Origin of the sequence: Lentzea sp. NPDC059081, from assembly GCF_042738015.1 — a bacterium.
In the GTDB taxonomy this organism is placed as follows: domain Bacteria; phylum Actinomycetota; class Actinomycetes; order Mycobacteriales; family Pseudonocardiaceae; genus Lentzea.
Window position 1 is genome coordinate 174822 of record NZ_JBHYGW010000010.1, and the last position, 25617, is coordinate 200438.

Sequence of the window (25617 nt, forward strand, 5' to 3'; positions counted from 1 at the left end):
GCGGGACGTGACGATCGAACTGCCAGGACCCGTGGGGTTCGTGCTCGGCGGCGGCGGAAGCCTCGGCGCGGCGCAGGTGGGCATGCTGCGCGCGCTGCACGAGCACGGCGTGCGGCCGGACCTCGTCGTCGGCACGTCGGTCGGGTCGGTCAACGGCTCGTTGCTCGCCCTCGACCCGGACAAGGCGGCGTCGCGCCTGGCCGTGCTGTGGGAGGGCATGACGCGGCAGCGCGTGTTCCCCGGCGGCCCGCTGGCGCAGCTGAGGTCGTTGCGCACCAACAAGACCTACCTCTTCCCGAACACCGGCCTGGCCCACGTGGTGTCCGAGGGCCTCGACGGCAGCACGTCCTTCGAGGACCTGACGCTGCCGTTCGGCGCGGTGTCGGTGGACTGCGTGACGGGCGAGGCCGTGAACATCACGTCGGGGGACCTGGTCCCCGCGATCCTCGCCAGCGCCGCGATCCCCGGCGTCTACCCGCCCGTGAAGATCGGCGACCGCGTGCTCTACGACGGCGGCGTGCTCGCGAACGTCCCGATCCGCCAGGCGCTCGCGATGGGCGCGAAGTCGTTGGTGGTGCTGGACTGCGCGTTCCCCGGCCACCTGCCGACGGTGCCGGGGACGCTCGCCGAGACGCTGCTGTTCTGGGCCACCCTCGGCATGCGCAACCAGGCCGTGCTGGAGGTCGAGCTGGCCTCGCGGGAGGCGCCCGTGCTCTACCTGCCGGGCCCGCCTGTGCAGGCCGTGACTCCACTGGACTTCTCGCACACAGCGGACCTGGTCGAGACGTCGTACGTCGCGTCGGCGGCGTTCCTGACCACGCTGGAGATCACGGGCGCGGGCCTGTACGGCCACCCGTCACACGGCGTCTAACACGCGCTCGACGTTGTGCTCGGCGATCGCCAGCATCGCCTCGCGGTGCGGGAAGTCGCCGTCCAGCAACCGGAGCGGGCCCTCCACGAGCGACAGGTGCATCGCCAGCTCGTACAGGTCGAGGCGGGCGGGGTCGAGGCCGGCGACCGGGCGGTAGTGCGGACCGAACCGCAGCCGCAGGAACACGTGCTCCCACTCGACGTCGAAGAACATCACGCCCTCGATGTCGATCAGCGCCGGTCGTCCGTCGGCGACGAGCACGTGGTCCGGGCCGAGTTCGCCGTGGATCAGGCCGTACGTCGTGCGAGGCTCGATCAGGGCATGTCGTTGGTGCAGCTGGGTTTCCAGCTCGGCTCGGGCAGCGGCGATGCGCGGAACCCTGGTGCGGCAGGCTTCCAGGTGCCCGAGGGCTCGGCGCAGCACGACGTCGGGGATGGGTGGCGCGTCGGCCGGCTGGAGGGCGCCGGGGCGGCCGTAGTGCGGGCTGAGGTGGCGGTGCATGGCGTCGACGTCGTGCCACAGGCGTGCCAGTGGCTCCGGGTCGAGGCGCTGTTCCAGGAACTCGCTGCCCAGGTCCTCCACCACGACCACGTCGTCGGTGACGAGCACCAGCCGCGGCACGCGCGCCCCGGCCTCGGACAGCGCTGTGTGGGCCGTGAGGAACAGGTCGCGCCCGTTCGCGTTGCCGAACAACGGATCGGGTTCGTGCGCTGGCCAGTAGTCCTCGGACGCGCGCCACACGTAGGCGACGCCCGTGGTGCCGTCGTCGAGCGTCAGCCGGTAGACGCCCTTCTTGCTGCCGCCGCGCAGGCGGTCCACGCCGCGCAGCTCACGGCCGTAGGCCGCGTGCGCGATAGTCGCGAGCTCGGATACCCCCAGATGTGCCACGCCACTTAGGGTGCCAACAAGACCGGGGCGAGCGGACACGAACGGGTATGACAACCGAAGACCCTGACGACCGAGCGTTGTGGTCGCAGGCCGCTGGGGGCAGTGCGCACGCCTTCGGGGTGCTGTTCGACCGGCACGCGAAGGCGGTCTACAACCACTGCTTCCGGTTGACCGCCTCCTGGGCGGAGGCCGAGGACCACCTGCAGGGCACGTTCCTCACGGCCTGGCGCAAGCGTGCGGACGTGCGGCTGGAGCGCGAGTCGGCGTTGCCGTGGCTGCTCACGGTGGCGACCAACGTGGTGCGCAACGAGCAGCGGTCGTTCACCCGCAGGCTCCGGAACCTGCGCCGGGTCGGCGCGGAGCCGCCGGTGCCCGACCACGCGGACCGGGTGGCCGAACGCCTCGACGACCAGCGGCGGATGAAGGCGCTGCTCGACGCCGTGGCCGGGCTGCCGCGCAACGAACGCGAGGCGCTCGCGCTGTGCGTGTGGTCGGAGGTGTCGTACGCCGACGCGGCGGCGGTGCTCGGCATCACCGAGGGCAGCGTGCGGGCGCGCGTCAGCAAGGCCAAGTCCAAGCTCCAGCAGTACCGGGAGCTCGTGCACACCGGGGAGGACCGATGACCAGCACATTGCCGCCCATGCGCGACCTGCCGCCGGGACGCCAGGCGCGGATCCGGGCTGAGGTCGAACGCGCGGTCACCGGCCGGCCGCTGCGGCGCCTGGTGGTGCCGGTCCTGGCCGGAGCCGCCGTGGTGGCCGCCGTGGTCGCCAGCGTCGTGGCGCTCCAGCCGCTGCCGCCGCCCACGCCCGCCGTCCAGGTCACCACCTCGCCCGCTCCGGTCACGCCTGCGTTCCCGCTGCCGCCGGAGAGGGTGAAGGCGATCGAGGAGGGGTGTTCGCGGTCCGCGAGCAGCGGTGCGGGCAAGCTGCGCCAGTACCTGGACGAGGAGACGCGCTGGGCGTTGCTCTACTCCGAGAACGCGGCGCTGACCTGCGAAATCGGTGGGCCGGGCGGGGACTACAACTCCGGCTTCGGCCAGACCTCCGTGCGGTGGCTGCCCGGCCACTTCTCCGTCGACAGCGTCAGCGCGCACCCCGGTGGCGATCTCGACGGCAGGCCCGGCTCCGCGGGACGGCCTGGTTACCGCCAGGTCGTCGGCCGGGTCGACGGCCAGGTCACCAGGGTGACGGTCGAGGTGGACGGGCGGACCACCGACGCCAAGATCGTCAACGGCACGTTCGCCGTCCGCGTCTACTACCCGCGGAACTGGGCGGTCCCCTGGACGGACGAAGGTGTTGTCGTGCGCGCATACGACGCGAACGGCGCGTTGCTCGGCACCGGCACCGACCTGGCGACCACGTGCTACTTCGACCCAGGAACCAGGGAGGTCATCTACGGCTGGGGCCGCCCGCCGGTCGAGAAGTGCCTTCCCGCCACGCCCTGGCGGTGACGGCACTACCGACCGGTCGGTCCCAGCGACATACTGGTTGGTATGACGACCGTGGCGCACTTCGGCGGGACCAGCCACTACGCGGACCTCGACGGGCCCGTGCACTGGGTCGACTTCGGCGGACCGGACGACGGGCCGCGGGTCGTCCTCGTGCACGGGCTCGGCGGGTCGCACCTCAACTGGGTATTGCTGGCGCCGTTGCTCGCCCAGCGGGCGCGGGTGGTGGCCGTCGACCTCGCCGGGCACGGGCTGACCAACCCCGAGGGCCGGCCGACCACGGTCCCGGCCAACGCCCGGCTGCTCGGCCGGTTCCTCGCGGAGGTCGTGCGGGAACCGGTGGTGCTGGTCGGCAACTCGATGGGCGGGATGGTCTCGCTCTTCCACACCGCCCAGGACCCCGCGCTGGTCACGGGGCTGGTGCTGGTCGACCCGGCGCTGCCGATGGTGTTCGGCACGCGGCCGGACCCGACGATGCTGGGCACGTTCTTCCTGTACTCGGTGCCGGGGCTGGGCGAGCGGTTCCTGGCGCGGTCGCGGGCCGTGGCCGCCCGCAAGCAGGTCGACCGGCTGCTCGACCTGGTCTGCGCGGACCCTTCGAGCATCCCCGAGGAGCTCAAGCTCGCGTCGGAGCACCTCATCGGCGAGCGCGCCAAGGTCGACGGGCTCGACGCGGCGTTCCTCGCGGCGGCCCGCAGCACCGTGCTCACCACGTCCAAGCGCGGTGCCTACTACGCGGCCATGCGCAAGATCCGCGTGCCGGTGTTCCTGATGAGCGGCGACAAGGACCGGCTGGTCAACGTCGCCGCCGCCCGGTTCGTCGCGCGCCGCAACCCGCACTGGCGCTACGACGAGTACGCGGGCGTGGGTCACGTGCCCCAGATGGAGATCCCGGAGGTCGTGTCCGAGCGGGTCCTCGACTGGATGGACGCCAACCGCCTGACCACGTCCGCGAGCTGACCCAGGGTGAGCCGTTCCCGCAGCACGGGGGCGGCTCCGGTCAGCACGAAGTGGTCGTCGTGCTGCTCGACACCGGTCAGCTCCAGACCGCGCGGCAGGTCCGGCACCGCGAACACCCGAGGCGGCAGCCACCGGTGCAGGCGCACGTGCAGCTCAGACCCGACCAGCAGGACGGTCAGCGGCAGCCACCGGACCCGCTGGAGCTCCGGGATGTCCGAGAAGGCCACCTCGACGCGGAACTCGACGGGCGACGACACCAGCGTCGCGGGCGGGTTCACGTGCACGTCGTGGCACACGACCGTGGCGCGGCGGGCCCGCCAGCGCGACCACCGCACGTCCTCCAGCTCGATCCGGACGTCGTCGAGCTGGCCGAGCGCCAGTCCGAGGGCACCCAGCCGCGCGTCGAGTCCCACCACGGTCAGGCGCAGGTCGTGCTCGCCCGCCCGGACCGTCAGGTCGTGCCTCAGGCCGTGGTCTCCGGCTTCACGCCGTTGTTCGCCGCCTTCGACGTCGCCCGCGGCGCACGGGGCTTCACCGCACGCGGCTTCGGCGCGGTCTCGACGACCTTGCGGGCGGCCTCGGTGCGCTCCGCCGCCTCGGCCGCCAGCGCCACCATCTCGTCGAACCCGGCGCGGATGCCGTCGGCGAGCAGCTGCACGTCCGGCACGCCGTCGAAGTCGGCGTTGATGCCGAAGGTGAACCGGTCGAGGTAGGAGAAGATGCCGACGGTGATCCGGATCGTCGACGCGACCGGCACGTACGGGAACATCTCCACCAGCGGGCGGCCGAGCATGTAGAGCGGGACGCGCGGGCCGGGGACGTTCGTCGTGACGGTCTGCAGGATCTGCTGCGGGAACCGCATCGCGGTCCGCGAGCCCAGCGCCATCAGCGTCGGCGCGGCGAAGTTCGACAGGTTCGTGATCACGTCGGCACCGGCGGCCTGGCGCGAGCCCTTGAGGTCGTCCATCTGCTCGCGGATCGACGCGAGGCGCCTGACCGGGTCGGCCTCGCCGACGGGCAGGTTCACCAGCACGGCGCTGACGCGGTTGTTCAGCTCGTTGTGCTGGTCGGCCTTGCGCATCGACACGGGCACCATCGTGCGCACGACCATGCCCTCGGTCAGCTCGCCGCGCTTCTCCAGCAGGTCGCGGAACCCGCGCGTGATCGCGGTGAGGATGACGTCGTTGACCGTGCCGCCGGCGGCCGTGCGGATCTGCTTGATCTCGGCCAGGTTCGCGCGCGCCCACACCCAGCGGCGGTGCGGCCCGATGGGACCGTTCAACGACGTCGCCGCCCGCGTGACCAGACGCTTCGCCGTACCGGGAAGGGAACCGAGCACGGACTTGCCGAAGTCGACGATCTCGCTGAAGGACCGCAGGTTCCGCGCGAACGCGGGCAGGGCGGCGAGGTGCTGCACCGGCGTCACCACGGCGTCGCGCACGCCGTCGACGACCAGGTCCAGAGTGGACGGCTGCGGCGCCGGGGTCCACTCCGGCGGCTCCGGCAGCACGCTGTCCTTCCGGAAGTCCAGGATGAGCTGCAGCATGTCCGAACCGGACACCCCGTCGATCATGCAGTGGTGGACCTTCGAGATGATCGCCCAGCGGCCGCCCTCGAGGCCCTCGACGAGCCACGCCTCCCACAACGGCTTCGAGTCGTCGAGCTTCTGCGCGAAGATCCGGCCCGCGAGGTTGCGCAGCTGGTCCTCGCCACCGGGTGAGGGCACGGCGGTGTGCCGCACGTGGTAGAGCACGTTGAAGTGGTCGTCGTCGACCCAGACCGGACGACCGACGTGGAACGGCAGCGCCTTCACCTTCTGCCGGTAGCGCGGGACCTGGTCCATGCGCGCCAGGAAGAGGCGGATCACGTCGCCGTAGGAGGGGACGGGACCGTCGAAAACCAGGACGGAGCCGACGTGCATGGGCACGTTCTCGTCCTCGATGAAGTAGAAGCCTGCGTCGAGTGAGCTCATCCGATCCACTCGAAAAAGACTAGAGCACGATTCTGTCTCAATCGACGTCCATGCAGGTGAGAGGCGTTTCACCGCTGTGAGGTTGCCGACGCGTTACCTGCGCGTGGCGAATCGAGACTCGAAAGTGCTGGCGAAAAGATCGATCACGAAACATCATGGAGACACCGGGCAAAGCCGCTCGGGGCGCCGGCTCGGGGTTGTCGACGTGTGGGGAGGCTCGTATGTCCGCCGTACCTTCGGACGAAGTCTTCGAAGCTGCCGCTTCGCCCCTGCGGCTCGTCAGAGAGAGCGCACCCGGCCTCTTCTGGTACCTCACCGAACCGACCCGCTGCGCCCTGGACGTCGGCGAGTTCGTCGCCACCCGGTCGATGCTGCGCGGTGCCCCGTCCGGTGACGGCCACCCCGTCCTGGTGTTCCCCGGTCTCGGCGCCGCCGACTCGTCGACCGTGATGCTGCGCCGGTTCCTGGCGAGCCTCGGCTACGAGGTGCACGGCTGGGGCATGGGCCGCAACATCGGCCCGACGCGCCGCACGGTCGACGGCATGCACGCCCTGGTGAAGAAGGTGTCCGACGCCCACGGCGGCCCGGTGTCCATTGTGGGCTGGTCGCTCGGCGGGATCTTCGCGCGCGAGATGGCGCGCGACCACCCGCACCGCGTGCGCCAGGTCGTCACGCTCGGGTCTCCGTACAACATGAGCGATCCCGTGCAGTCACGGGCGATGCCCGCGTTCGCGTTGTTCTCGCGCCTGCACATCCCGCGCGAGGAGTTCCCGCCGCCGGAGGCCACGCGGCCGCCGATCCCGGTGCCCGCCACGTCGATCTACTCCAAGACGGACGGGATCGTGTCGTGGGAGTCCTGCGTCGAGGAACCGGGACCGCGGCGCGAGAGCGTCCAGGTGTCGTCCTCGCACCTGGGCTACGGCTTCAACGCCACCGTGCTGTGGGTGGTGGCCGACCGGCTGGCGCAGGCGGAGGGCACGTGGGCGCCCTTCACCGCGCCTCCGGGGATGGCCCGCCTGTACCCGCGGGCTGCGTGAGGAAGCGCTCTCACAGTCGGCTCTCTCACAGGGGCCTGGGGTCCGAGTAGATCACCAGGGTCTGCTCGGGCTGCTCCGCCGGGTGGAACGCCGTGAACGCGTAGTCGAGCGCGCCGAGAACGGGGTGCCGCAAGCGTTTCCGCCCGGCCAGGCGCTGTGCCTGCACCTCGTGCTGGGGCCACCAGGCGCGGACCTCGGGGCTGGCCTCGTGCAGGTCGTCGATCAGCCGGGTGAAGCGCTCGTCGCCGGGGTGACGGCCCGCCACGGTGCGCAGCCGGGCGAGCAGGGTGCGCGCCTCCTGTTCCCAGTCGACCACGACGTGCCGCGCCTCCTCCGCGATGAACGTCCAGCGTGCGAGGTTCGGCTCGGGGTCCCTGAGGTTCTCGAACAGCGCGGCCGCGGCCTCGTTGTGGCTCAGCACGTCGTAGGTCGCGGTCATGACGTACGCCGGGTGCTCGTGCAGGAGTCCCGGCACGGCGGCGATCTCCGCGGCCAGCGGTTCCGGTTCGGCGGCGATCTCCCTGGCGCGTCCGGCGAGCCGGAACAGGTGGTCCTCCTCGGACCGGTTCAGCCCGAGCGCCGCGGCGAGCGCGCCCAGCACCTGGTCGGACGCCTGGACGTCGCGGCCCTGCTCCAGGTACGTGTACCAGGTGGCGCTGATCCCGGCGAGCACCGCCAGCTCCTCGCGGCGCAGGCCGGGGGTGCGGCGCCGCGACGTCGGCGGCAGGCCCGCGTCGGCCGGGGTGAGCCGCTCCCGGCGGCTGCGCAGGAACAGGCCCAGCTCCTGGCGCTGGTCGACGGTCATGCTGGCACCTCCGGTTCCAGAATAAACCCGCTCTGGATACCAGGCTGAGCGCGGCTCAGGCTGGAGTCATGTCAGCACTCAACGACAAGGTCGTGGCGATCACCGGAGCGAGCAGCGGGATCGGCGAGGCGACCGCACTCCTGCTCGCCGAACGCGGAGCGCGGCTCGTGCTCGGAGCCCGCCGCGAGGACCGCCTCGCGAAGCTGGTGGCGAGGATCGAGGAGGCCGGTGGCACGGCCGTGCACACGCAGGTCGACGTGACCCGGCGGGAGGACCTGCACTCGTTGGTGGCACTGGCCCGCGAGCGGTTCGGCAGGCTCGACGTGCTCGTCGGCAACGCCGGCGTGGGACCGATCTCACCGCTCGACGACCTGCGCGTCGACGAGTGGGACGCGATGATCGACGTCAACGTCAAGGGCGTGCTGCACGGCATCGCGGCGGCGCTGCCGGTGTTCCGCGAGCAGCAGTCCGGCCACTTCGTCACCACCGCCTCCACCGCCGCGTTCCGGGTCCTGCCGTCCATGGCCGTCTACGCGGCCTCCAAGGTCGCCGTGCAGGCGCTCTGCGAGGGCCTGCGGCAGGAGGCGGGGCCCTCGCTGCGGGTGACCACCGTGTACCCCGGCTTCGTGCGCACCGAGTTCGCCGAGGCGTCGAGCAACGGCGAGGTGCGGCGGCAGATCGCCGGTCTGCGGGACGAGATCGCGATCCCGCCGGACTCCATCGCCCGCGCCATCGCGTTCGCGCTGGAGCAGCCGGACGACGTGGACGTGAACGAGATCGTCGTCCGGCCGACCGCCCAGGCCTAGGAAGTCCACAGTGGACAGGTGATCAGCTGTAGATGGTGACCGTCAGGCGGGGGTTCGAGCGGAAGTCCGTCGACTCGTAGGCGACGCGCGCGAGCGGCATCGACCCCGCCGCCGCGGTCAGCGTCGTCTCGATCTCGTTGCGCTCGTCCTCGGTCAGGTAGGCCCAGAACGAGCTGTGCCAGACCACCGTGTAGACGTCCCGTTCCTCCGGCGGCACCAGGTTCTCGCGCAGCCACCGCCCGGCGGGGGAGCGGGCCACCCGGACGCCGACCTTCGTCGCGAGCTCGATGGCGTCGTCGAGGTCCCACCGCAGCGAGTCGTGCTCCGGCGGGATGAACGAGTGCAGGATCATCGCGTGCTTGGGGTCCGCGGGGTCGCGCGGCTGCAGGTCGCACCCGGCCCTGTCGACGATCTCCAGGGTCGGCGGCTGCGGCCCGATGGCGGCCAGGCGGACGGGGGAGTCGGTGTCGCCCCACTCCCAGCCGAGGCCGAACCAGCGGTACCGGTCGAGGATCAGGTTCAGGCCCGCGCACGCGCCCAGCTCCAGCAGCCGGACCCTGGGCGCGCCGATCATCGTGAGCCCGCGGAGCAGGTACCCGGCCGTCTTGGGCTGGTGCTGCTGCACCGTGCGGTCGAGCGCGGCGAGGATGTCGCCCGCGTTCTCGACGATCGCCTTCTTCGCCGCGAGCCACGTGAGCAGCGCCGCCGAGTCGGACTCGCCGGCCATCGCCGCGGAGTGGGCGGTCGCGAACCGCTGGCTGAGGTCCAGCGCCTTGCCCGACAGCATCAGCATCCGCACGCCCGCGAGCGCCTGGATGCCGAACAACGGGCTGTGCACGGCGCTGTGCGAGCAGAGCAGGTCGGCGACCTCCCCGCCGCGGTCCAGTTCGCCCGCGAGCTCGGACAGGATCCGCGCCGAAACCGGTGCTGTCGTGCGCAACCGCACGGAGAAAGTTCGAAGAGTGGAAGCGCCGATGCTCGCCGCCGTCACGTTGCCTCCCCTCGTCGGCACCGGAACTTTACAAGCACGTGAACGCGTGTGATCCATGCGAGATTGCATGTACCGCAAGGGCTTGTCGGTATCGTGCGGATCGTGAGCGAGTTCCTGGAGCTGTCCGCGACCGGCCCGGTCGCCACGTTGACGATCAACCGCCCCGCCAAGCGCAACGCCATGAGCTACGAGATGTGGGCGGCCCTGCCCGGTCTGATGGCCGAGGTTTCCGCAGATGAGAGCGTCCGCGTGCTCGTGATCCGGGGCGGTGACCACTTCTCCGCCGGCGCCGACATCGCCGAGTTCTCGACCCTGCGCAGGGGAGCCGCCGGTGCCGCCCACTACGGCGAGGCCGTGCACAACGGGGAGCGCGCGATCGTGCGGCTGGAGAAGCCGACGATCGCGGCGATCTCCGGGTTCTGCGTCGGTGGCGGCTGTGAGATCGCCCTCGCCTGCGACATCCGGGTGGCCGCGGCCGACGCCCGCTTCGGCATCACGCCCGCGAAGCTCGGCATCGTCTACAACTTCACGTCGACCCGGCAGCTCGTGGACGTGGTCGGGCCGGCGTGGGCGAAGCAGATCCTGTTCTCGGCCGACCTGGTCGACGCGGCGACGGCGCTGCGGATCGGGCTGGTCAACGAGGTGGTGGACTCGCTCGACGCCCGCGTGAAGGAGCTGTCGGAACAGATCGCCGGGCGGGCGCAGGTGAGTGTCAGGGGCGCCAAGAAGATCGTCAACTCGATCACCGACGGCGGGCACGAGGACGACTTCGTGCGGGCGCTGTACGCGGAGGCCGCCTCGAGCGCCGACTACGCCGAGGGCGTGTCGGCGTTCCTGGAGAAGCGGCCGCCGCGGTTCTAGAGTCTTGACGTGACTTCACCGCTACCCCAGCCAACCCCACGCACACCGCTGGCACCCATGCCCCGTATGGTAATTGCCCTGGTTGCTGCTGGAATCGCAATCTTCACGGCGGGTCTGGTCGTCTGGTTGTGGTGGGCGGGCACGGCTGGGTTGTCCGGCAAGGACCTTGTGACTGCTCGGTTAGAGGCGTTGAAGACCGGCTTGAGTATTGGTCTTGGCAGTGGAGGCGCTTTTGCTCTCTATCTCGCATGGCGCCGGCAGCACTCTACCGAGGTGAGTCTGGCACAGAAGGAACGCGACCAGGATGATGTGGCTCGCGCCTACCAGCTTCAGGCCGAGATCGCGGAGCATAATCGGCTGCATGCTGAACGGGTGGCTGCGTCGACCGAGAAAGATGCGGATGATCGGCGCGTCACCGAGCTCTATGCGAAGGCGAGTGAGCAGCTCGGTTCTGACAAGGCACCGGTTCGTCTGGCAGGGATCTATGCGCTGGAACGGCTGGCGCAGGACAACCCCGAACACCGCCAGACGATCGTCAATCTATGGTGCGCCTACCTGCGAATGCCTTACCGGCCACCCGGTGATGTCGATGATGTCGACCATCGCGAGCGGGTCCAGGAGTTGGAGGTACGCAGTGCTGTTCAGCTGGTTCTCGCATCTCATCTAAGGTCCGAATCTGAAGCGACCTTCTGGGGTGAGACGGTGGACCTGAGGCTCGAAGGCGCTACCTTAGTTGATGTGGACTTTAGTGAATGTCGGTTCGGTAAAGTCAGCTTCAGGGGGGCTGTATTCGCGGGTGTGACGGACTTTAATGATGCCGTCTTTGTGGAGGATGCCAGATTTAGTAAGGCAAAATTCGAGCATTTCGTGCGTTTTGTTAATGTGAAATTTGAGTCGAAGGGGCTATTTTTCAAGTCATTTTCCATGGGGTGGAGTTCTGGAACGCCAGATTCAAGGGGGTTGCTGCATTTGATGATGCGAAGTTCCATCTCGCATTAGAAGGGTTCGCCGACTCGTATGACTGGCTTCCTAGGGATGCAGCGAGCTTCGACTCCGTTGCATTTGAGGGCGGCGGTCAGTTCGAGAGAACCTCATTTGACGGTGGAGTCGACTTTGTCGATGTCATGGGCGGCGAACTGTGTTTCGGCGATGCTTCTTTCGGGGGTGTCTCAATCTTCACGGGTGAGGCGGGCGCGAGTTTCAGCTTGCAGCCAGGCTTTCGCGCGTCCGCCTCTGCTCGGGTCTCAACCGGAGATGAGGCCGCCATCCGCTCGATCTGGCCGAAGAACTGGCTTGTCGGCGATGACGGCGTGATCACGGAACGGCCGGTTGAGACCCGAGTGAATGGTGGCTAGAAGACCTCGTCGCCGATCGTCGTGTCCGGGCCGTGGCCCGTGTGCACCACGGTCTCCTTCGGGAGCGTCAGTAGCTTCTCCCGAATCGACTGCTCGATCGTCGGCCGGTCCGAGAACGAGCGGCCGGTCGCGCCCGGCCCGCCCTGGAACAGCGTGTCGCCGGTGAACACCGCCTTCAGTGACGGCACGTGGAAGCACACCGAGCCGGGCGAGTGGCCCGGCGTGTGCAGCACGTGGATCTCCTCGCCGGCGACCGTGATCACCTGGCCGTCCTCCAGCGCCTGGTGCGGGATGACGCCGGTGTGCGTCAGCGACCAGACCACGTGGTCGGCCTGGTGCAGGGCCATCGGCGCGTTCGTCGCGTGCGCCAGGTCCGGTGCGACCCGGACGTGGTCGTCGTGCGCGTGCGTCAGGAGGATCGCCACGACGCGGCGCCCGTCCACGACCTTCAGGATGTCGTCGACGGAGTGCGGCGCGTCGATGACGACGCACTCGGACTCGTCGCCGATGACCCACACGTTGTTGTCGACGTCGAACGTCTCGCCGTCGAGCGAGAACGTGCCGGACGTGACGGCGTGGTCTACGCGCAGTGCCATCAGAACACCACGACCGAGCGCAGCACGTCGCCGTGGTGCATCTTCTCGAACGCGCCCTCGACGCCGTCGAGCGCGATCTCCTCCGTGACGAACGCGTCGAGGTCGAAGCGGCCCTGCTGGTACAGGTCGACGAGCATCGGGAAGTCGCGCGAGGGCAGGCAGTCGCCGTACCACGAGGACTTCAGCGAGCCGCCGCGCGAGAAGAAGTCGATCAGCGGCATCTCGAGCTTCATGTCCGGCGTCGGAACACCCACCAGGACAACGGTTCCGGCGAGGTCGCGGGCGTAGAACGCCTGCTTCCACGTCTCGGGGCGGCCGACCGCGTCGATCACGACGTCCGCGCCGAACGAGTCCGTCAGGTCCTGGATCGCCGTCACGACGTCGTCGACCTCACGGGCGTTGATCGTGTGCGTGGCGCCGAAACCCTTGGCCCACTCCAGCTTCCGCGGGTCGGTGTCGACGGCGATGATCTTGCCGGCACCGGCGATGCGCGCGCCCGCGATGGCGCCGTCACCGACACCGCCGCAGCCGATCACGGCCACCGAGTCGCCGCGCGTGACGCCACCGGTGTTCACCGCGGCGCCGACACCGGCCATCACACCGCAGCCCAGCAGGCCGACGGCGGCCGCGCGGGCCGACGGGTCGACCTTCGTGCACTGTCCCGAGTGGACGAGCGTCTTCTCGACGAACGCGCCGATGCCCAGCGCGGGCGAGAGCTTCGTGCCGTCCGTCAGCGTCATCGGCTGCGAGGCGTTGAACGTCGAGAAGCAGTACCAGGGCTTGCCGCGCTTGCAGGCGCGGCAGGTGCCGCAGACGGCGCGCCAGTTCAGCACCACGAAGTCGCCGGGCGCGAGGTCCGTGACGCCCTCGCCGACCGACTCCACGACGCCCGCGGCCTCGTGGCCCAGCAGGAACGGGAAGTCGTCGTTGATCCCGCCCTCGCGGTAGTGCAGGTCGGTGTGGCAGACGCCGCACGCCTGGACCTGCACGACGGCCTCGCCGGGGCCGGGATCGGGCACCAGCACCGAGGTCAGCTCGACGGGTTGACCCTTGCCCCGGGCGACGATGCCCTTGACCTCTTGCGCCACTGCGACTCCGTTCCTACTTGATGAGCGTCGTGCCTTCGAACTCGCCGAGAACTTCCCGGTAGAACTCAATCCCTACACCGTTGGGGTCGCGGATGTACAGGCTGTCCTCGACGCCCCGGTCGGGCCCCAGGTACTCGATCCCCGCCTCGTCGAGCTTGGCCTTGATCTCGTCGAACCGCTCGGGGGAGGTCGACAGCGCGAGGTGCTGCACGGCGCCGATCGTCTCGGAGAAGTCCGGGTGGTCGTGACCGGGGAAGTCGAAGAACCCCAGCAGGTTCTTGGCCCCGAGGTCGAAGAAGAAGTGGCTGGAGCCGCGGTAGTCGCGGTTCTCCACGAGCTCCACCAGCGGGAAGCCGAGGAACTCCTGGTAGAACTTGATCGTCTCCTCGACGTCCTTGCAGATCAGCGCGATGTGGTGCACGCCGCGGGTGGGCGAACCACCCCGCTCGGCGAGCGGCTTCACGTAGCGCTCGCGCAGCTCGTCGCGCTTGGCCCTGACGGCTTCCAGCTCGGCACCCTCTGGCTGTGGCATGCCCAGCAGGGTAGTTGAGTGTTCAAGCTTCCGCATGACCAGAAGCCCGGCCGCCGCGGGCCGGGCTCCTCAGGCGTCGGTCAGTCTTCCTCGTCGCCGGGCCACTCGCCGGTGAGCTTCTGGAAGCCCTTGGCGCCGCCGCGGTCGATCGCGGCCTTGACCAGGCCGAAGATCGCGCCCTGCAGCGCCGCGGCGAGCAGCACCTCGCTCCACGCGCGGTTGCGCATCGTGGCGCTCGGCGCCTCCTTGTCGCCCGCGATCAGCTTCCAGATCTGGCCGAAGATCGCGGTCGCGAGGAACCCTCCCAGCGCGCCGACCAGCATGCCCAGCGGGCGGTACAGGAGCTTCATGCGTTCCTCCTCGTGATCGCCCAGATGGCGGCGATGAGCGCGATCAGCACGGCCGCGATCGCCGCGGGGTGCCGGCGGGCCTTCTCGACCTGCTCCGCCACCGGGTCGGGCAGCGAGCTGATCGCCTGGTCGGTCGCGGCCGTCATCCGCACGACTGTCTCGTGCGCCTGCTCCTTGACGCGGCTGGGCACGTCGACCTTGTGCGCCAGCGCTTCCACGGTCTCACCGAGCTCGCGGCGGGTGCGCTCGACGTCGCGCTGGAGCTGTTCCTTGGGGTCGCTCATCGGTGTGCGCTCTCCTTGATCGTCGCGATGTCCTGCTGGACGTTGTCCATCGCCTGCCGCGGCACCGGCGGGGCGGCCTGCTTGACCTGGCCCTTGCCCACGAGCGCGAAGACCCCCGCGAACAGCAGAAGGGCGGCCGCGACGATCAACGCGGCCGCCCACGGCGGAACTACGAGTGCCAGCAGCAGGATCAGGCCCGCGACGACGCTGAGCCCGCCCCACCACGCGAACACGCCGGCCGCGCCGAACATCCCGGCGCCGACACCGGCGTGCTTGCCCTTGTCCTTCAGCTCGGCGACGGCGAGACGGATCTCATCGCGCGCGAGCCTGCTCACCTGCTCGGACAGCTGGTTCACCAGCTGCGCGGTCGACGTGTCGGTGTTCATGCACGTCGTTTACCCCGAGCCGGGTTGCTCCAATCAGCCCTTGTACACCGATCAGCCCTGCTGGGCCTGGGCCTCGGCGACCTTCGCGTGGACCTCGTCCATGTCCACCTTGCGGGCCTGCTCGATCAGGTCGTCCAGGGCGGGGGCCGGCAGCGCGCCCGGCTGCGAGAACAGCACGACGCCCTCGCGCACGATCATCAGCGTGGGGATCGACCGGATGCCGAACGTGGCAGCGAGCTCCTGCTGCGCCTCCGTGTCGACCTTGCCGAACGTGATGTCCTCGTTCTTGGCGGACGCGGCCTCGTACGTGGGCCCGAACGCGCGGCACGGACCGCACCACTCCGCCCAGAAGTCGACCAGGACGATGCCGGAACCGCCGACCACCTCGTCGAAGTTCTCCGTGGTCAGCTCGACCGTCGCCATGTGGGTCCTCCTCGTTTGCCGGTGGCTATCGGGTCAACGAAGCGGGCGTCGATGGAATTCCCGGGGTGCTGCCGCTCACGCTTGACCGAAAAGTTCTGTTCAACTTTTTGTGGACGTCTTCAACTCGGCGTTGTACGGTCCCCGCCATGAAGCCGCGCCTGCTCGTGACCTCGTTGCTCGTACTGGGGCTCGCCGCCTGCGGGTCCACGTCTGACACCAGCTCGCAGACGTCCACGTCCCCGTCGTCCGACCTGGGCTCGGTCAAGAAGGACGACAAGCTCGCCGCGCTGCTCCCGGCCGAGATCGCCTCGGCCGGCAAGCTGCGGGTGGGGTCGAACATCCAGAACCCGCCGAACAACTTCTACGACCAGGACGGCAAGACGCCGCTCGGGTCGGAGGTCGACCTGGTCAAGGCGATCTCCGCGAAGCTCGGGCTCAAGGCCGAGCACAGCGACATGGCGTTCAGCTCGCTGATCACCAGCCTCGAGACCGGCCGCGTCGACGTGACCATGGCCGCGATGAACGACACCGCGGAGCGCCAGCAGAAGATCGACTTCGTCGACTACTTCACCTCCGGCATCACGATCATGGTGCAGAAGGGCAACCCGCAGGGCGTCAAGTCGGTCGACGACCTGTGCGGCAAGGGCATCGCGGTCAACCTCGGCAGCTCGCAGGAGCAGTTCGCCAAGGAGCAGAGCGAGAAGTGCAAAGCCGCGGGCAAGCCCGAGGTCCAGCTCAGCGTCACCGACAGCGACACCGGTAACCAGAACCAGCTGCGCACCGGCCGCGTCGCCGCGATCCTGAACGACCTGCCGACCGCCGTCTACGTCTCGAAGACCGCGGGCGACGGCCAGTACTTCGAGGTCGTGCCGCTCGCGCCGATCAACGGCGGCCCGTACGGCATCGGCGTGAACAAGAAGAACGCCCAGCTGTCCGAGGCGATCAAGGGCGCCCTGCAGTCGCTGATCGACGACGGCACCTACGACAAGATCCTCACCACCTGGGACATCAAGCAGGGTGCGATCACCAAGGCCGCGATCAATGGCAAGTGATCTTCAGACCAGCGAGCTCCGGCGCGACGAGCTCGTCGTCGTGCCGCTGCGCCACCCGTGGCGGTGGGTCAGCGGCGCGGTGATCCTCCTGGTCCTCGCCGGGCTCGGCTGGGCGATGGCCGAGGCGCAGATCCAGTGGGAGGACGTGCCGGGGTTCTTCACGCACCCCGCGATGCTCGAGGGCGTCGTCAACACGATCGTCCTCGCGGTCGCGGCCCAGGGCGGCGCGATCGTCCTCGGTGTCGTCGTGGCGCTGATGAGGCTCTCGGCCAACCCCGTCGCGCGGTGGTTCGCGGTCGGCTACATCTGGCTGTTCCGCGGCCTGCCGGTGCTGCTGCAGATCCTGATCTGGTTCAACCTCGCGCTGGTGTTCCAGAACATCAGCATCCCGATGCTGTTCTCCGTGCCGACGAACGTGGTCATGACGGCGTTCGTGGCGGCGTTGCTCGGCCTGGGGCTCAACGAGAGCGCCTACATGGCCGAGATCGTCCGCGCGGGCCTGAGCAGTGTCGACGCCGGGCAGACGGAGGCGGCCAAGTCGATCGGCATGACGCCGCTGACGACGTTGCGCCGGGTCGTCCTGCCGCAGGCGATGCGCGTGATCATCCCGCCGACCGGCAACAACTTCATCAACATGATCAAGGGCACCTCGATGGCGTCGGTGATCGCCTTCCTGGAGCTCATCCACGCCGCGAACAACATCTCCTCGCGCAACCTGGAGATCATGGAGACCCTGTTCGCCGCCGCGGCCTGGTACCTCGTGATGGTCTCCCTCGCGTCGATCGGGCAGCACTACCTGGAGCGTGCTTATGGCCCTCGTTGAGGCGGTCGGAGTCCGCAAGTCGTTCGGCCACACCGAGGTGCTCAAGGGCATCGACCTGGAGGTGGAGCGCGGGGAGGTCGTGTGCCTGCTCGGGCCGTCGGGCGCGGGCAAGAGCACCTTTCTCCGGTGCGTGAACCACCTGGAGACGATCGACGCTGGCCGGATCTGGGTCGACGGCGTGCCGGTCGGGTTCCGTTCCAGCGGCGGCAAGCTCCACGAGCTGCGCGAACGCGAGGCCGCCCACCAGCGCCGCGACGTCGGCATGGTGTTCCAGCGGTTCAACCTGTTCCCGCACCGCACGGCGCTGGAGAACATCATGGAGGGCCCGGTCCAGGTGCTGGGCCGGGGCCGCGCCGAGGTGCGCGCGGAGGCGCTGGCCCTGCTGGAGCGGGTGGGGCTGGCAGAGAAGGCCGCCTCGTACCCGGCCCAGCTGTCGGGCGGTCAGCAGCAGCGTGTTGCGATCGCCCGCGCCCTGGCGATGAAACCGAAGCTGATGCTGTTCGACGAGCCCACGTCCGCGTTGGACCCGGAGCTGGTCGGCGAGGTGCTCGACGTGATGACCTCGCTGGCCCGCGACGGCATGACGATGATCGTGGTGACCCACGAGATCGGCTTCGCCCGCTCGGTCGCCGACCGCGTGGTGTTCCTCGTCGACGGCGCCGTCGTGGAGACCGGCAGCCCGTCCGACGTGCTCGACAATCCGCAGCAGCCGCGCACGCAACAGTTCCTCGCAAAGGTGCTCTGAGTTGATCGACGCCTCGTACCTCTCCCAGTTCCGCGAACCGGAGGGGTATCTCGACTTCGCCCGCTTCGGCCCGCCGTCGCTCCCGGTGGTGACGGCGACCGCGCGTCTGATGGAACAGGCGTCGCTCGCCGGTCCGTCCACGGTGGACACGCTGATGCGCGAGGAACAACGCGTGAAGGCGGCCGTGGCGCGGTTGTGCCGCTCGGACACCGACCACGTGGCGCTGGTGCCGAACACGTCGATCGGCCTGTTCCAGGCGGCGTTCGGCCTGTCCGGCACGGTGATGTACTCGGCGTCGGAGTTCCCGTCCAACACCTACCCGTGGGTGCGGGCCGGGCTTCCTTCGGTGGTGCTGGACGGCCCGGTGACCGCTTCGGCCGTTGCTTCCGGTTTGTCTGCTGCCGTCTCGGCTTTGTCGGTGTCCGCTGTGGACTTCCGCACCGGCTACCGCGCGGACCTGGCCGCGTTGCGCGAGGCGATCGGCGACCGCCTGCTGGTGGTCGACGGCATCCAGGGCTTCGGCGTGGTCGACGAACCGTGGGAACTGGCCGACGTGCTGGTGGTCGGTGGCCAGAAGTGGTTGCGCGCCGGCTGGAGCACCGGTTTCGTCGTTCTGTCGGACCGCGCCCTGGAACGTCTCTCGCCGGTGCTGTCCGGCTGGACCGGCGCCGTCGACGCGGGCCTGTTCGACAACGCCGTGCACTCCGCCGCCCCCGACGCCGCCTCCTGGAACATCACCAACCTGTCCCCGGTCGTCTCCGGCGCCTTCGCCGAGGCCCTGGAACTGGTGGAGCTGGCCGGCGTTCCTTCGCTGGACTCCGCCGTGAGCGCCCTGGTGGCCGAGCTGGAGGAGATCGTCCTGTCGTGCGGCGGCCAGATCGTCTCCGCCCGCGACCGCCGCGCCGGCATCCTCGCCTTCACCATGCCCGAGGCCGCGTCCGTGGTGGGCGAGGCCCTGAACGCCTTCGGCATCACCGCCACGATCCGCCCCGAGCACGTCCGCCTGTCGCCGCACGCCTCCACCTCGCGCGGGACGTTGGAACGCGTCCGTGCCGCCCTGAAGTCGCTGTCGGGTTCGTCGTCCTCACCGGTCCCGGCCGCTCTGTCGGCTCTGGTGCCCACGGTCGACTCGCTGGCCTCGGCCCTGGGCCCGGACACCGAGGTCGTGGTGCACGACCTGTCCCGCCTGCCGAACTCCATCATCGCCATCGCCGGCTCCCTGACCGGCCGCCAGGTGGGCGGCCCGATGACGGACCTGCTGCTGGGTCTCGTCCGCCGCGGCACCACCACGGACATGCCCGGCTACGAGACCTACGCCCCCGACGGCCGCGCGATCTGGTCCTCGACCACCTTCGTCCGCGACGCCGCCGGGGTGGCGGTCGGCTGTTTGTGCGTCAACAAACTCGCGGCCCACGAGGCGTCCGGCCCCGTTTCCGTCGAGTCGTTCCCGCAGGACGTCGACACGCTGCAACGCGTGCTGGTCGAGAAGGCGATCGCCGACGTCGGCGTGCCGGTCGAGCTGATGAAGAAGGTGCACAAGTCGCAGGTCGTGCGGGTGCTGGACGAGGCCGGCTTCTTCCTGATCCGCGACTCGGTCGACCACCTGGCCGGTGTCCTGGAGGTCACCCGCTACACGATCTACAACTACCTCAACGAGAACCGAGGCACCTGAGCAGCGCTGCCCAGGCGGGGGAGGAGAACGCGAGGACGTCGCCGCTCGCGTTCTTCGAGTCCCGGACCAGCGCGTTGTGGGCGAGCGAGACCTCGACGCACTCGCCTTCCTCGGTGCCGTCGCTGAAGCTGCTCTTACGCCAGGTGCGGTCCTGAGTCATCGAGTCCCTCTCGCGGTCGGCTGACGTACTCCGCCAGCTTGCTCCGCGATTGTTCCGGACTCAAGGAGACCTCATCCAGGCGATCGAACAGCAACCTCGTTCGCGCGATTGCCCCTGGATCCTCCACGAAGACCTTGGCGAGGTTGGTCTCGCAGAAGGCGACCGGCCGCGACTTCTCGAACTCCCACAGCACGCAGCTCGTAGCCGCGATCGGCGCGGTCGCTGGCACGATCCGGAGGGTGTGCGTCCGGAACGACAGCCGGGTGTACTGGTCCCGCATGATCGCGCTGCTTCCTACCTGCAACTGCAGGGCGTGCTCATGGACGTAGAACAAGCAACTCGGCCGATCGTGCCGCCGAAGGATCGACTGGCGCTCCGTGCGGAACTGGACCAGGGCAGGGATGCGAGCCTCAGTCACAACTCCGGTCATGCGGTAGAGACCATCGGCGTACTCGGGTGTCTGGAGCAAACCGGGCATGGACTGAGGCGAGTAGCTGGTGATCGTCCTGGCGGTGGACTCGGCCATCGCGACCGTGCGCAGCTCATCCGAGACCTGGACCCGGTACTCGTCGAACGCGTACTGGTACCGACGCCGGAACTCCGCCACGAAGTCGATGTCCTTCCCGCACATCGACAGGTACTGCACCAGGTCGATCTCGCTCGCCCGCGCCTTCCCGTGCTCGATCGTCGACACCTTGCTCGGGTCCCACCCGAGCTTCAACGCGAGCCGGTTCCCGCTCAAGCCCGTGCAGGTCTCCCGCAGGCGGCGGAGCTCGTCGCCCAGGTCCCTGCTGTACGCCGTGGATGCAGTCATGCGCCGAAGCTATGGCTTGCAAGAACTTCAAGCCCCGCCTCGTTCGGGTGAAAACGGTGGCCGCGCGAGTTCGCATACCGGTCGAGTCCAGTTACTTTCTCGCAACTTGCCTCTTCCCTTCCACGTCACATCGTGTTTACCGTTCAAGCTGTGAGAGCGCTCTCAAAGGTGAGATGGCTGGCCGGTCTGGCCGCCACAGCGATTGCCCTGTCGTCATTCGTGTCGTCGTCCGCCGCCTCCGCGGCCGACGACTACACCCAGAGCGTGACGGCGCTGGACGCCACTCAGGCGAGGATCAACTTCACGCCGACGACCCCTGCCCTGTACGTCGACGTGCACTACCTGGTTTCCGGTGTGAACCAGCAGAACTTCCGCATGACCAACAACTCCGGCACGTGGCAGCAGACCGTGGGGTCGCTGTCGTCGGGCACGGTGATCGAGTACTGGTTCACCTACGAGAAGAGCGGGCCGCAGTACGACACCCCGCACTTCTCCTACACGCACGGCAGCACGCAGGCGCCCGTCGCGACGCCGACGTTCAGCCCGCCGGGGGGTGCGTACACGTCGAGTCAGACCGTGACGATCTCCACCTCCACCAGCGGCGCGACGATCCGGTACACAGTGGACGGATCGACGCCCACGTCGAGCTCGCCGGTCTACAGCGGGCCGATCTCCGTGACCAGCAGCCGGACGATCAACGCGATCGGCTTCAAGTCCGGGCTCGCGAACTCGTCGGTCGCCAGCGCGACCTACACGATCGGCACGACGCAGGGGTGCGTCCAGTCGGACACCCCGAACTTCGGTTCCAACACGCGGATCTTCGACCCGAGCATGTCGATGCAGAGCATCCAGGCGCAGCTCGACACGGACTTCAACAACCAGAAGGACACGCTGACCGCGCAGATGGCGCCCCGCCGGGTCGCGCACCTGTTCAAGCCGGGCACGTACGGCGTGCACGACGACGTCGGCTACTACACGTCCGTCAGCGGTCTCGGGCGCAACCCCGGTGACGTCGTGATCAACGGCGACATCACCGTGGACGCGTTCAACGAGTCCGACAAGGGTGTGGCGCTGCAGAACTTCTGGCGCTCCGCGGAGAACATGGCCGTCAACCCGAGCAGCGGCACCAACCGCTGGGCCGTGGCGCAGGCCGCGCCGTTCCGCCGCATGGACGTCCGCGGCAACCTGGCGCTCTACCCGGCGTCGTACGGCTTCGCGTCCGGTGGCTACACGGCCGACACCCGCGTGTCCGGTCAGACCGCCTCGGTCTCGCAGCAGCAGTGGTACACGCGCGACTCCAACTACAACGGCGGCTGGAACGGCGGCGTCTGGAACATGGTGTTCTCCGGAACGCCGGGCGCTCCCGCGAACACGTTCCCGAACCCGCCGGAGACGACGCTCGGCACCACGCCGATCTCGCGCGACGTGCCGTACCTCTACTTCGAGAGCGGCAAGTACCGCGTGTTCCTGCCCTCGTTGCGCACCAACGCCTCCGGCGCGTCGTGGGTCAACGGCGGCACGCCCGGCAGCTCGCTGCCGATGAGCCAGTTCTACGTCGTCAAGTCCGGTGACACGGCCTCGACGATCAACGCGGCACTGGCCCAGGGCTGCAACCTGTTCTTCACGCCCGGCATCTACAACGTCAACCAGACGATCAACATCACGCGGCCGAACACCGTCGTGCTGGGCATCGGCTACGCGACGATCGTGCCGCAGAACGGCGTCACCGCCATGCAGGTGGCCGACGTCGACGGCGTGCGGATCAAGGGCATCCTGTTCGACGCGGGCACGACCCTGTCCCCGTCGCTGCTGACCGTCGGCCCGTCGGGCTCGTCGGCGTCGCACTCGTCCAACCCGACCACGCTGCAGGACGTGTTCTTCCGCGTCGGCGGCGCGGTGGCCGGCAAGGCGACGAACAGCCTGGTGGTCAACAGCAACAACACGATCATCGACCACACCTGGATCTGGCGCGCCGACCACGGCAACTCCGGGACCTGGGGCTGGAACGAGGCCATCGGCGACACCGGCCTGGTCGTGAACGGCAACGACGTGCTGGCCACCGGCCTGTTCGTCGAGCACTACCAGAAGTACCAGGTCATCTGGAACGGCGAACGCGGGCGGACCCTCTTCTTCCAGAACGAGATGCCGTACGACGTGCCGAACCAGGCGACGTGGAACAGGCCGAACGGGCAGGCCGGGTACGCGGCCTACAAGGTCGGCGACAACGTCCAGAACCACGAGGCGTGGGGGCTCGGCAGCTACTGCTTCTTCAACGTCAACCCGTCGGTGCGGGCCGAGAACGCGTTCGAGGTGCCCAACCGGTCCGGCGTGAAGCTGCACAACCTGCTGACCGTCTCGCTGAACTACCAGGGAACGATCACCCACGTGGTGAACAACGTCGGTGCGGTGACGCCGCCGGGAACCGTCCCGGTGAACGTCGTCAACTACCCGTAACCGACGCGCAAGGGTTGGTCATCCGCCACAATCGTCCCCCGTGGCGGATGACCTTCCCCGGGTGCGCGACGTCGACCGGACCAGACTGCTGAAGGAGCCGAACGGCTCTCCCGGCGTCTACCTGCCGCGCGACGTCGACGCCCAGCTGGACCGCGCCCTGCGCCGTCCTGGAGTTCTCCTCGTGGAGACCGAGCCGGGCGGCGCAGGTGCGCGCAGGGCCGTGTACGAGGCCCTGCTGCGGGTGCTGCCGGACAAGCCCATCGCGGTGAACCCGGCGGACGGCACCCCGCCCGTCCCCGACTCGGTGGTGTGGCTCGACTACGGCGTTCCGTTGGCTCGCGTCGACAGGACGACCCCGCGCTGGGTCATCGCGTTCGTGTCGGCCACCGGCCAGGACTGGCGGGCGTGGGCGGAGGACGGCGTCGTAGTCCGGGTGTCGATCCACCTCAGCGAGGACGAGAAGGCGGCCGTGCGCCGCCTCTACCCCGGACTGGCCGAGGTCGACACGGTGCCGGAGTTCCTCAGCCAGGTGCGCCGCCTCGGGCCGATCCGGGTGCACGCGGGCTACCGCGCGGACGACGAGGCAGGGACCGACCGGCTCGGGATCGACGCCGACGTCGCCATGCTCTCCGACCTGGTGGCGTCGAGGCTCATCAAGCCGCCGCTGTCGATCGGGCTGTTCGGGAACTGGGGCAGCGGCAAGAGCTTCTTCATGCGGCAGGTGGAACAGCGCGTCGCCGACCTGGCACGGCGCTCCGCCGACGCGGACAGCTCCGCGTACTGCTCCAAGGTCCGGCAGGTCCGGTTCAACGCGTGGCACTACGTCGAGGCCGACCTGTGGGCGTCGCTCGCCACGCACATCCTCGACAGCCTCGCCGGCGGGTCGGCGCACGACCTGGAGCGCATCGCCGACGAGTTCGCCGAGCAGCGCGAGGAGAAGTCCTCGCTGGTCGACCGGCTGGCGACCGTCCGCCTGGAACGGATGGCGGTCGTGGCCAAGCAGCAGAAGGTCGCCGGGTCGGCGCGGCGCAGGCTCGCGAAGCAGCTCGGCGAGGGTGACCTGTCGTTCGTGACGCCGAACCTCAAGGTGCCGGAGTTCGTGTGGGGGCAGATCCGCCGGGACAGGACGGCGATCGTCACGCTGCTGCTCGGGGTGCTGGTCGTCGGGCTGCTGCTCTTCGCCTCGGTGAAGTGGCCGGCCGCGCTCGCCGCGTCCGTGCTGGCGGTCACGCCGGTGCTGGTCAGGGCGTCGAAGGCGGTGACGTGGTTCCGGGAGCTGACCGAACGCCAGGACCCGCTGGACGCCCGGCTGGCGGCGCTGGACGAGGAGATCGAGGGGCTGGAGCGGTCGATCGCCGAGCTGGCGCCGGACGTCGCCGAGTACGCCCGCACCCGTGACGGCGACTACCGGCAGCACCTCGGCGTCGTCTCGCTGGTGCGCAAGGACCTGGAGATGTTCGCGGCGATCCTCGCGAACAGCGAGGCCGGTCCCGAGCGGATCGTGCTGTACGTCGACGACCTCGACCGGTGCCCGCCCGGCGTGGTGATCAAGGTGCTGGAGGCGGTGCACCTGCTGCTCGCGCAACCGGTGTTCGTCGTCGTGGTCGGCGTCGACGCGCGGTGGCTGCTCAGGGCGTTGAGGCAGCACTACGCCGACATGCTCGACGACCCCGTCGACTACCTGGAGAAGATCTTCCAGGTGTCGTTCGCGCTGCGGCCGATGGACGGGCCGGGGTTCCGGCGGCTGGTGTCCGACCTCGCCGAGGACGAGTTCGGGGAGGCGAGCTACCTCACGCCGCTGGTGGAGAACCAGGACCTGCCGCCGGTGCGGGAGCCGGTGCCGCTCGAGGATGTGCCGGGCGGGTCGTACGACCTGATGCCGCGCGGCATGCGGATCACCGGGCCGGAGGTCCTCTACCTGGAGGGGCTCGCCGGGCTGGTGCGCACGCCGCGGGCCGCCAAGCGCCTGGTGAACCTGTACCGGCTGGTCAAGGCCAGGTCGGCGACGCCGGAGTTCCTCGACGCCGACTACCGGGTCGTGCTGGTGCTGCTGGCCGTGCTGGTCGGCCGGTCCGCACAGGCCGACGCGCTGTTCGACGCCATCGAGTCGGGCCGGGACTGGCGGCAGGAGAGGGACCGGCTGGTCGGCGATCTCGCGGTGCCGGACGACCTGGCCGTGTACCGGAAGTGGCTGCCGCTGGTGCGGCGATTTTCTTTCACGGCCGCCACTTGTGCATGATGC

The 25617-nt window shown here is 69.2% G+C and carries 29 protein-coding genes; 15 read left to right on the top strand and 14 right to left on the bottom strand.

What is annotated here, in order from left to right:
* Positions 1-7: 7 nt before the first annotated feature.
* Positions 8-871: a patatin-like phospholipase family protein gene (locus tag ACFWV3_RS23380; protein WP_382413650.1), complete on the top strand. Its 864-nt coding sequence runs from the start codon at positions 8-10 to the stop codon at positions 869-871.
* On the opposite strand, the gene ACFWV3_RS23385 is transcribed toward ACFWV3_RS23380, so the two are convergent.
* Positions 857-1759 (bottom strand): aminoglycoside phosphotransferase, encoded by a 903-nt coding sequence (locus tag ACFWV3_RS23385; RefSeq protein WP_382413652.1) that lies wholly within the window; start codon positions 1757-1759, stop codon positions 857-859. The two genes, ACFWV3_RS23380 and ACFWV3_RS23385, sit on opposite strands and share 15 nt — an antisense overlap.
* Before the next feature lie 47 nt (positions 1760-1806).
* Here ACFWV3_RS23385 and ACFWV3_RS23390 point away from each other — a divergent pair, with 47 nt between their 5' ends.
* Genes ACFWV3_RS23390 through ACFWV3_RS23400 form a run of 3 tightly spaced genes read left to right on the top strand, consistent with a single transcriptional unit; the run spans position 1807 to position 4169 of the window.
* Positions 1807-2382 carry an RNA polymerase sigma factor gene (locus tag ACFWV3_RS23390; RefSeq protein WP_382413653.1) on the top strand — a complete coding sequence of 192 codons (576 nt, stop codon included), beginning with the start codon at positions 1807-1809 and terminating at the stop codon, positions 2380-2382.
* Complete coding sequence (locus ACFWV3_RS23395) at positions 2379-3212, top strand: hypothetical protein (protein ID WP_382413654.1); 834 nt, start codon at positions 2379-2381, stop codon at positions 3210-3212. The genes ACFWV3_RS23390 and ACFWV3_RS23395 overlap by 4 nt, the downstream gene beginning before the upstream one ends.
* Positions 3213-3254: 42 nt before the next feature.
* On the top strand, positions 3255-4169 hold the full coding sequence (locus ACFWV3_RS23400; RefSeq protein WP_382413655.1) for an alpha/beta fold hydrolase: 915 nt from the start codon (positions 3255-3257) through the stop codon (positions 4167-4169).
* Here ACFWV3_RS23400 and ACFWV3_RS23405 read toward each other — a convergent pair.
* Together ACFWV3_RS23405 and ACFWV3_RS23410 are read right to left on the bottom strand one after the other, a co-directional pair.
* The gene (locus tag ACFWV3_RS23405; RefSeq protein WP_382413657.1) at positions 4079-4582 is read right to left on the bottom strand and encodes a hypothetical protein; all 504 of its coding nucleotides are present in this window, start codon (positions 4580-4582) and stop codon (positions 4079-4081) included. The two genes, ACFWV3_RS23400 and ACFWV3_RS23405, sit on opposite strands and share 91 nt — an antisense overlap.
* Positions 4583-4632: 50 nt before the next feature.
* A complete protein-coding gene (locus tag ACFWV3_RS23410; RefSeq protein WP_382413658.1) occupies positions 4633-6141 on the bottom strand; it encodes a wax ester/triacylglycerol synthase family O-acyltransferase in 1509 nt (502 codons plus the stop codon).
* Between the two features lie 221 nt (positions 6142-6362).
* Between ACFWV3_RS23410 and ACFWV3_RS23415 the strand changes: the two genes are divergently transcribed.
* Complete coding sequence (locus ACFWV3_RS23415) at positions 6363-7178, top strand: esterase/lipase family protein (RefSeq protein WP_382413659.1); 816 nt, start codon at positions 6363-6365, stop codon at positions 7176-7178.
* Between the two features lie 25 nt (positions 7179-7203).
* On the opposite strand, the gene ACFWV3_RS23420 is transcribed toward ACFWV3_RS23415, so the two are convergent.
* Positions 7204-7983: a helix-turn-helix transcriptional regulator gene (locus ACFWV3_RS23420; protein ID WP_382413661.1), complete on the bottom strand. Its 780-nt coding sequence runs from the start codon at positions 7981-7983 to the stop codon at positions 7204-7206.
* Between the two features lie 68 nt (positions 7984-8051).
* Here ACFWV3_RS23420 and ACFWV3_RS23425 point away from each other — a divergent pair, with 68 nt between their 5' ends.
* Positions 8052-8789: an SDR family oxidoreductase gene (locus tag ACFWV3_RS23425; protein ID WP_382413663.1), complete on the top strand. Its 738-nt coding sequence runs from the start codon at positions 8052-8054 to the stop codon at positions 8787-8789.
* A 22-nt stretch (positions 8790-8811) separates the two neighbouring features.
* Here the strand turns inward: ACFWV3_RS23425 and ACFWV3_RS23430 are convergent, their stop codons facing one another.
* Positions 8812-9801, bottom strand: a complete 990-nt coding sequence (locus ACFWV3_RS23430) for a DUF2332 family protein (RefSeq protein ID WP_382413665.1) — start codon at positions 9799-9801, stop codon at positions 8812-8814.
* 81 nt (positions 9802-9882) lie between these two features.
* On the opposite strand from ACFWV3_RS23430, the gene ACFWV3_RS23435 reads away from it, so the two are divergent.
* From ACFWV3_RS23435 to ACFWV3_RS23445, 3 genes are all read left to right on the top strand, one after another.
* A complete protein-coding gene (locus ACFWV3_RS23435; RefSeq protein ID WP_382413667.1) occupies positions 9883-10641 on the top strand; it encodes an enoyl-CoA hydratase/isomerase family protein in 759 nt (252 codons plus the stop codon).
* Between the two features lie 66 nt (positions 10642-10707).
* Positions 10708-11640 (top strand): pentapeptide repeat-containing protein, encoded by a 933-nt coding sequence (locus ACFWV3_RS23440; protein ID WP_382413668.1) that lies wholly within the window; start codon positions 10708-10710, stop codon positions 11638-11640.
* On the top strand, positions 11571-11996 hold the full coding sequence (locus ACFWV3_RS23445; RefSeq protein ID WP_382413670.1) for a hypothetical protein: 426 nt from the start codon (positions 11571-11573) through the stop codon (positions 11994-11996). Before ACFWV3_RS23440 ends, ACFWV3_RS23445 begins: the two co-directional genes overlap by 70 nt.
* Here the strand turns inward: ACFWV3_RS23445 and ACFWV3_RS23450 are convergent.
* The 7 genes from ACFWV3_RS23450 to trxA all read right to left on the bottom strand — a co-directional run bounded on the left by ACFWV3_RS23450 (position 11993) and on the right by trxA (position 15655).
* A complete protein-coding gene (locus ACFWV3_RS23450; RefSeq protein WP_382413671.1) occupies positions 11993-12592 on the bottom strand; it encodes an MBL fold metallo-hydrolase in 600 nt (199 codons plus the stop codon). The two genes, ACFWV3_RS23445 and ACFWV3_RS23450, sit on opposite strands and share 4 nt — an antisense overlap.
* The gene (locus ACFWV3_RS23455; protein ID WP_382413673.1) at positions 12592-13680 is read right to left on the bottom strand and encodes an S-(hydroxymethyl)mycothiol dehydrogenase; all 1089 of its coding nucleotides are present in this window, start codon (positions 13678-13680) and stop codon (positions 12592-12594) included. The genes ACFWV3_RS23450 and ACFWV3_RS23455 overlap by 1 nt, the downstream gene beginning before the upstream one ends.
* Positions 13681-13693: 13 nt before the next feature.
* On the bottom strand, positions 13694-14212 hold the full coding sequence (locus ACFWV3_RS23460; protein WP_382413675.1) for a VOC family protein: 519 nt from the start codon (positions 14210-14212) through the stop codon (positions 13694-13696).
* An 80-nt stretch (positions 14213-14292) separates the two neighbouring features.
* The gene (locus tag ACFWV3_RS23465) at positions 14293-14562 is read right to left on the bottom strand and encodes a DUF4235 domain-containing protein (protein ID WP_382413677.1); all 270 of its coding nucleotides are present in this window, start codon (positions 14560-14562) and stop codon (positions 14293-14295) included.
* A complete protein-coding gene (locus ACFWV3_RS23470) occupies positions 14559-14846 on the bottom strand; it encodes a DUF3618 domain-containing protein (RefSeq protein ID WP_382413679.1) in 288 nt (95 codons plus the stop codon). The genes ACFWV3_RS23465 and ACFWV3_RS23470 overlap by 4 nt, the downstream gene beginning before the upstream one ends.
* On the bottom strand, positions 14843-15232 hold the full coding sequence (locus tag ACFWV3_RS23475; protein WP_382413681.1) for a phage holin family protein: 390 nt from the start codon (positions 15230-15232) through the stop codon (positions 14843-14845). Before ACFWV3_RS23475 ends, ACFWV3_RS23470 begins: the two co-directional genes overlap by 4 nt.
* 51 nt (positions 15233-15283) lie before the next feature.
* Positions 15284-15655: a thioredoxin gene (gene trxA / locus ACFWV3_RS23480; RefSeq protein ID WP_330850332.1), complete on the bottom strand. Its 372-nt coding sequence runs from the start codon at positions 15653-15655 to the stop codon at positions 15284-15286.
* Between the two features lie 146 nt (positions 15656-15801).
* On the opposite strand from trxA, the gene ACFWV3_RS23485 reads away from it, so the two are divergent.
* Genes ACFWV3_RS23485 through ACFWV3_RS23500 form a run of 4 tightly spaced genes read left to right on the top strand, consistent with a single transcriptional unit; the run spans position 15802 to position 19947 of the window.
* On the top strand, positions 15802-16707 hold the full coding sequence (locus tag ACFWV3_RS23485; RefSeq protein ID WP_382413683.1) for an ABC transporter substrate-binding protein: 906 nt from the start codon (positions 15802-15804) through the stop codon (positions 16705-16707).
* Positions 16697-17530 carry an amino acid ABC transporter permease gene (locus ACFWV3_RS23490; RefSeq protein ID WP_382413685.1) on the top strand — a complete coding sequence of 278 codons (834 nt, stop codon included), beginning with the start codon at positions 16697-16699 and terminating at the stop codon, positions 17528-17530. Before ACFWV3_RS23485 ends, ACFWV3_RS23490 begins: the two co-directional genes overlap by 11 nt.
* Positions 17517-18275: an amino acid ABC transporter ATP-binding protein gene (locus ACFWV3_RS23495; RefSeq protein ID WP_382413686.1), complete on the top strand. Its 759-nt coding sequence runs from the start codon at positions 17517-17519 to the stop codon at positions 18273-18275. The genes ACFWV3_RS23490 and ACFWV3_RS23495 overlap by 14 nt, the downstream gene beginning before the upstream one ends.
* Position 18276: 1 nt before the next feature.
* Positions 18277-19947, top strand: coding sequence for a PAS domain-containing protein (locus tag ACFWV3_RS23500; RefSeq protein WP_382413688.1), 1671 nt, complete (start codon positions 18277-18279; stop codon positions 19945-19947).
* Here ACFWV3_RS23500 and ACFWV3_RS23505 read toward each other — a convergent pair.
* Both ACFWV3_RS23505 and ACFWV3_RS23510 read right to left on the bottom strand, forming a co-directional pair.
* Positions 19925-20107, bottom strand: coding sequence for a DUF397 domain-containing protein (locus ACFWV3_RS23505; protein WP_382413689.1), 183 nt, complete (start codon positions 20105-20107; stop codon positions 19925-19927). The genes ACFWV3_RS23500 and ACFWV3_RS23505 overlap by 23 nt on opposite strands.
* Entirely contained in the window at positions 20082-20921 is an 840-nt protein-coding gene (locus tag ACFWV3_RS23510) for a helix-turn-helix domain-containing protein (protein WP_382413690.1), read from the bottom strand. The genes ACFWV3_RS23505 and ACFWV3_RS23510 overlap by 26 nt, the downstream gene beginning before the upstream one ends.
* A gap of 177 nt (positions 20922-21098) precedes the next feature.
* On the opposite strand from ACFWV3_RS23510, the gene ACFWV3_RS23515 reads away from it, so the two are divergent.
* Both ACFWV3_RS23515 and ACFWV3_RS23520 read left to right on the top strand, forming a co-directional pair.
* A complete protein-coding gene (locus tag ACFWV3_RS23515; RefSeq protein WP_382413793.1) occupies positions 21099-23375 on the top strand; it encodes a chitobiase/beta-hexosaminidase C-terminal domain-containing protein in 2277 nt (758 codons plus the stop codon).
* Positions 23376-23415: 40 nt separating this feature from the next.
* Positions 23416-25614 (top strand): P-loop NTPase fold protein, encoded by a 2199-nt coding sequence (locus ACFWV3_RS23520; RefSeq protein WP_382413691.1) that lies wholly within the window; start codon positions 23416-23418, stop codon positions 25612-25614.
* The last annotated feature ends 3 nt before the right edge of the window (positions 25615-25617 follow it).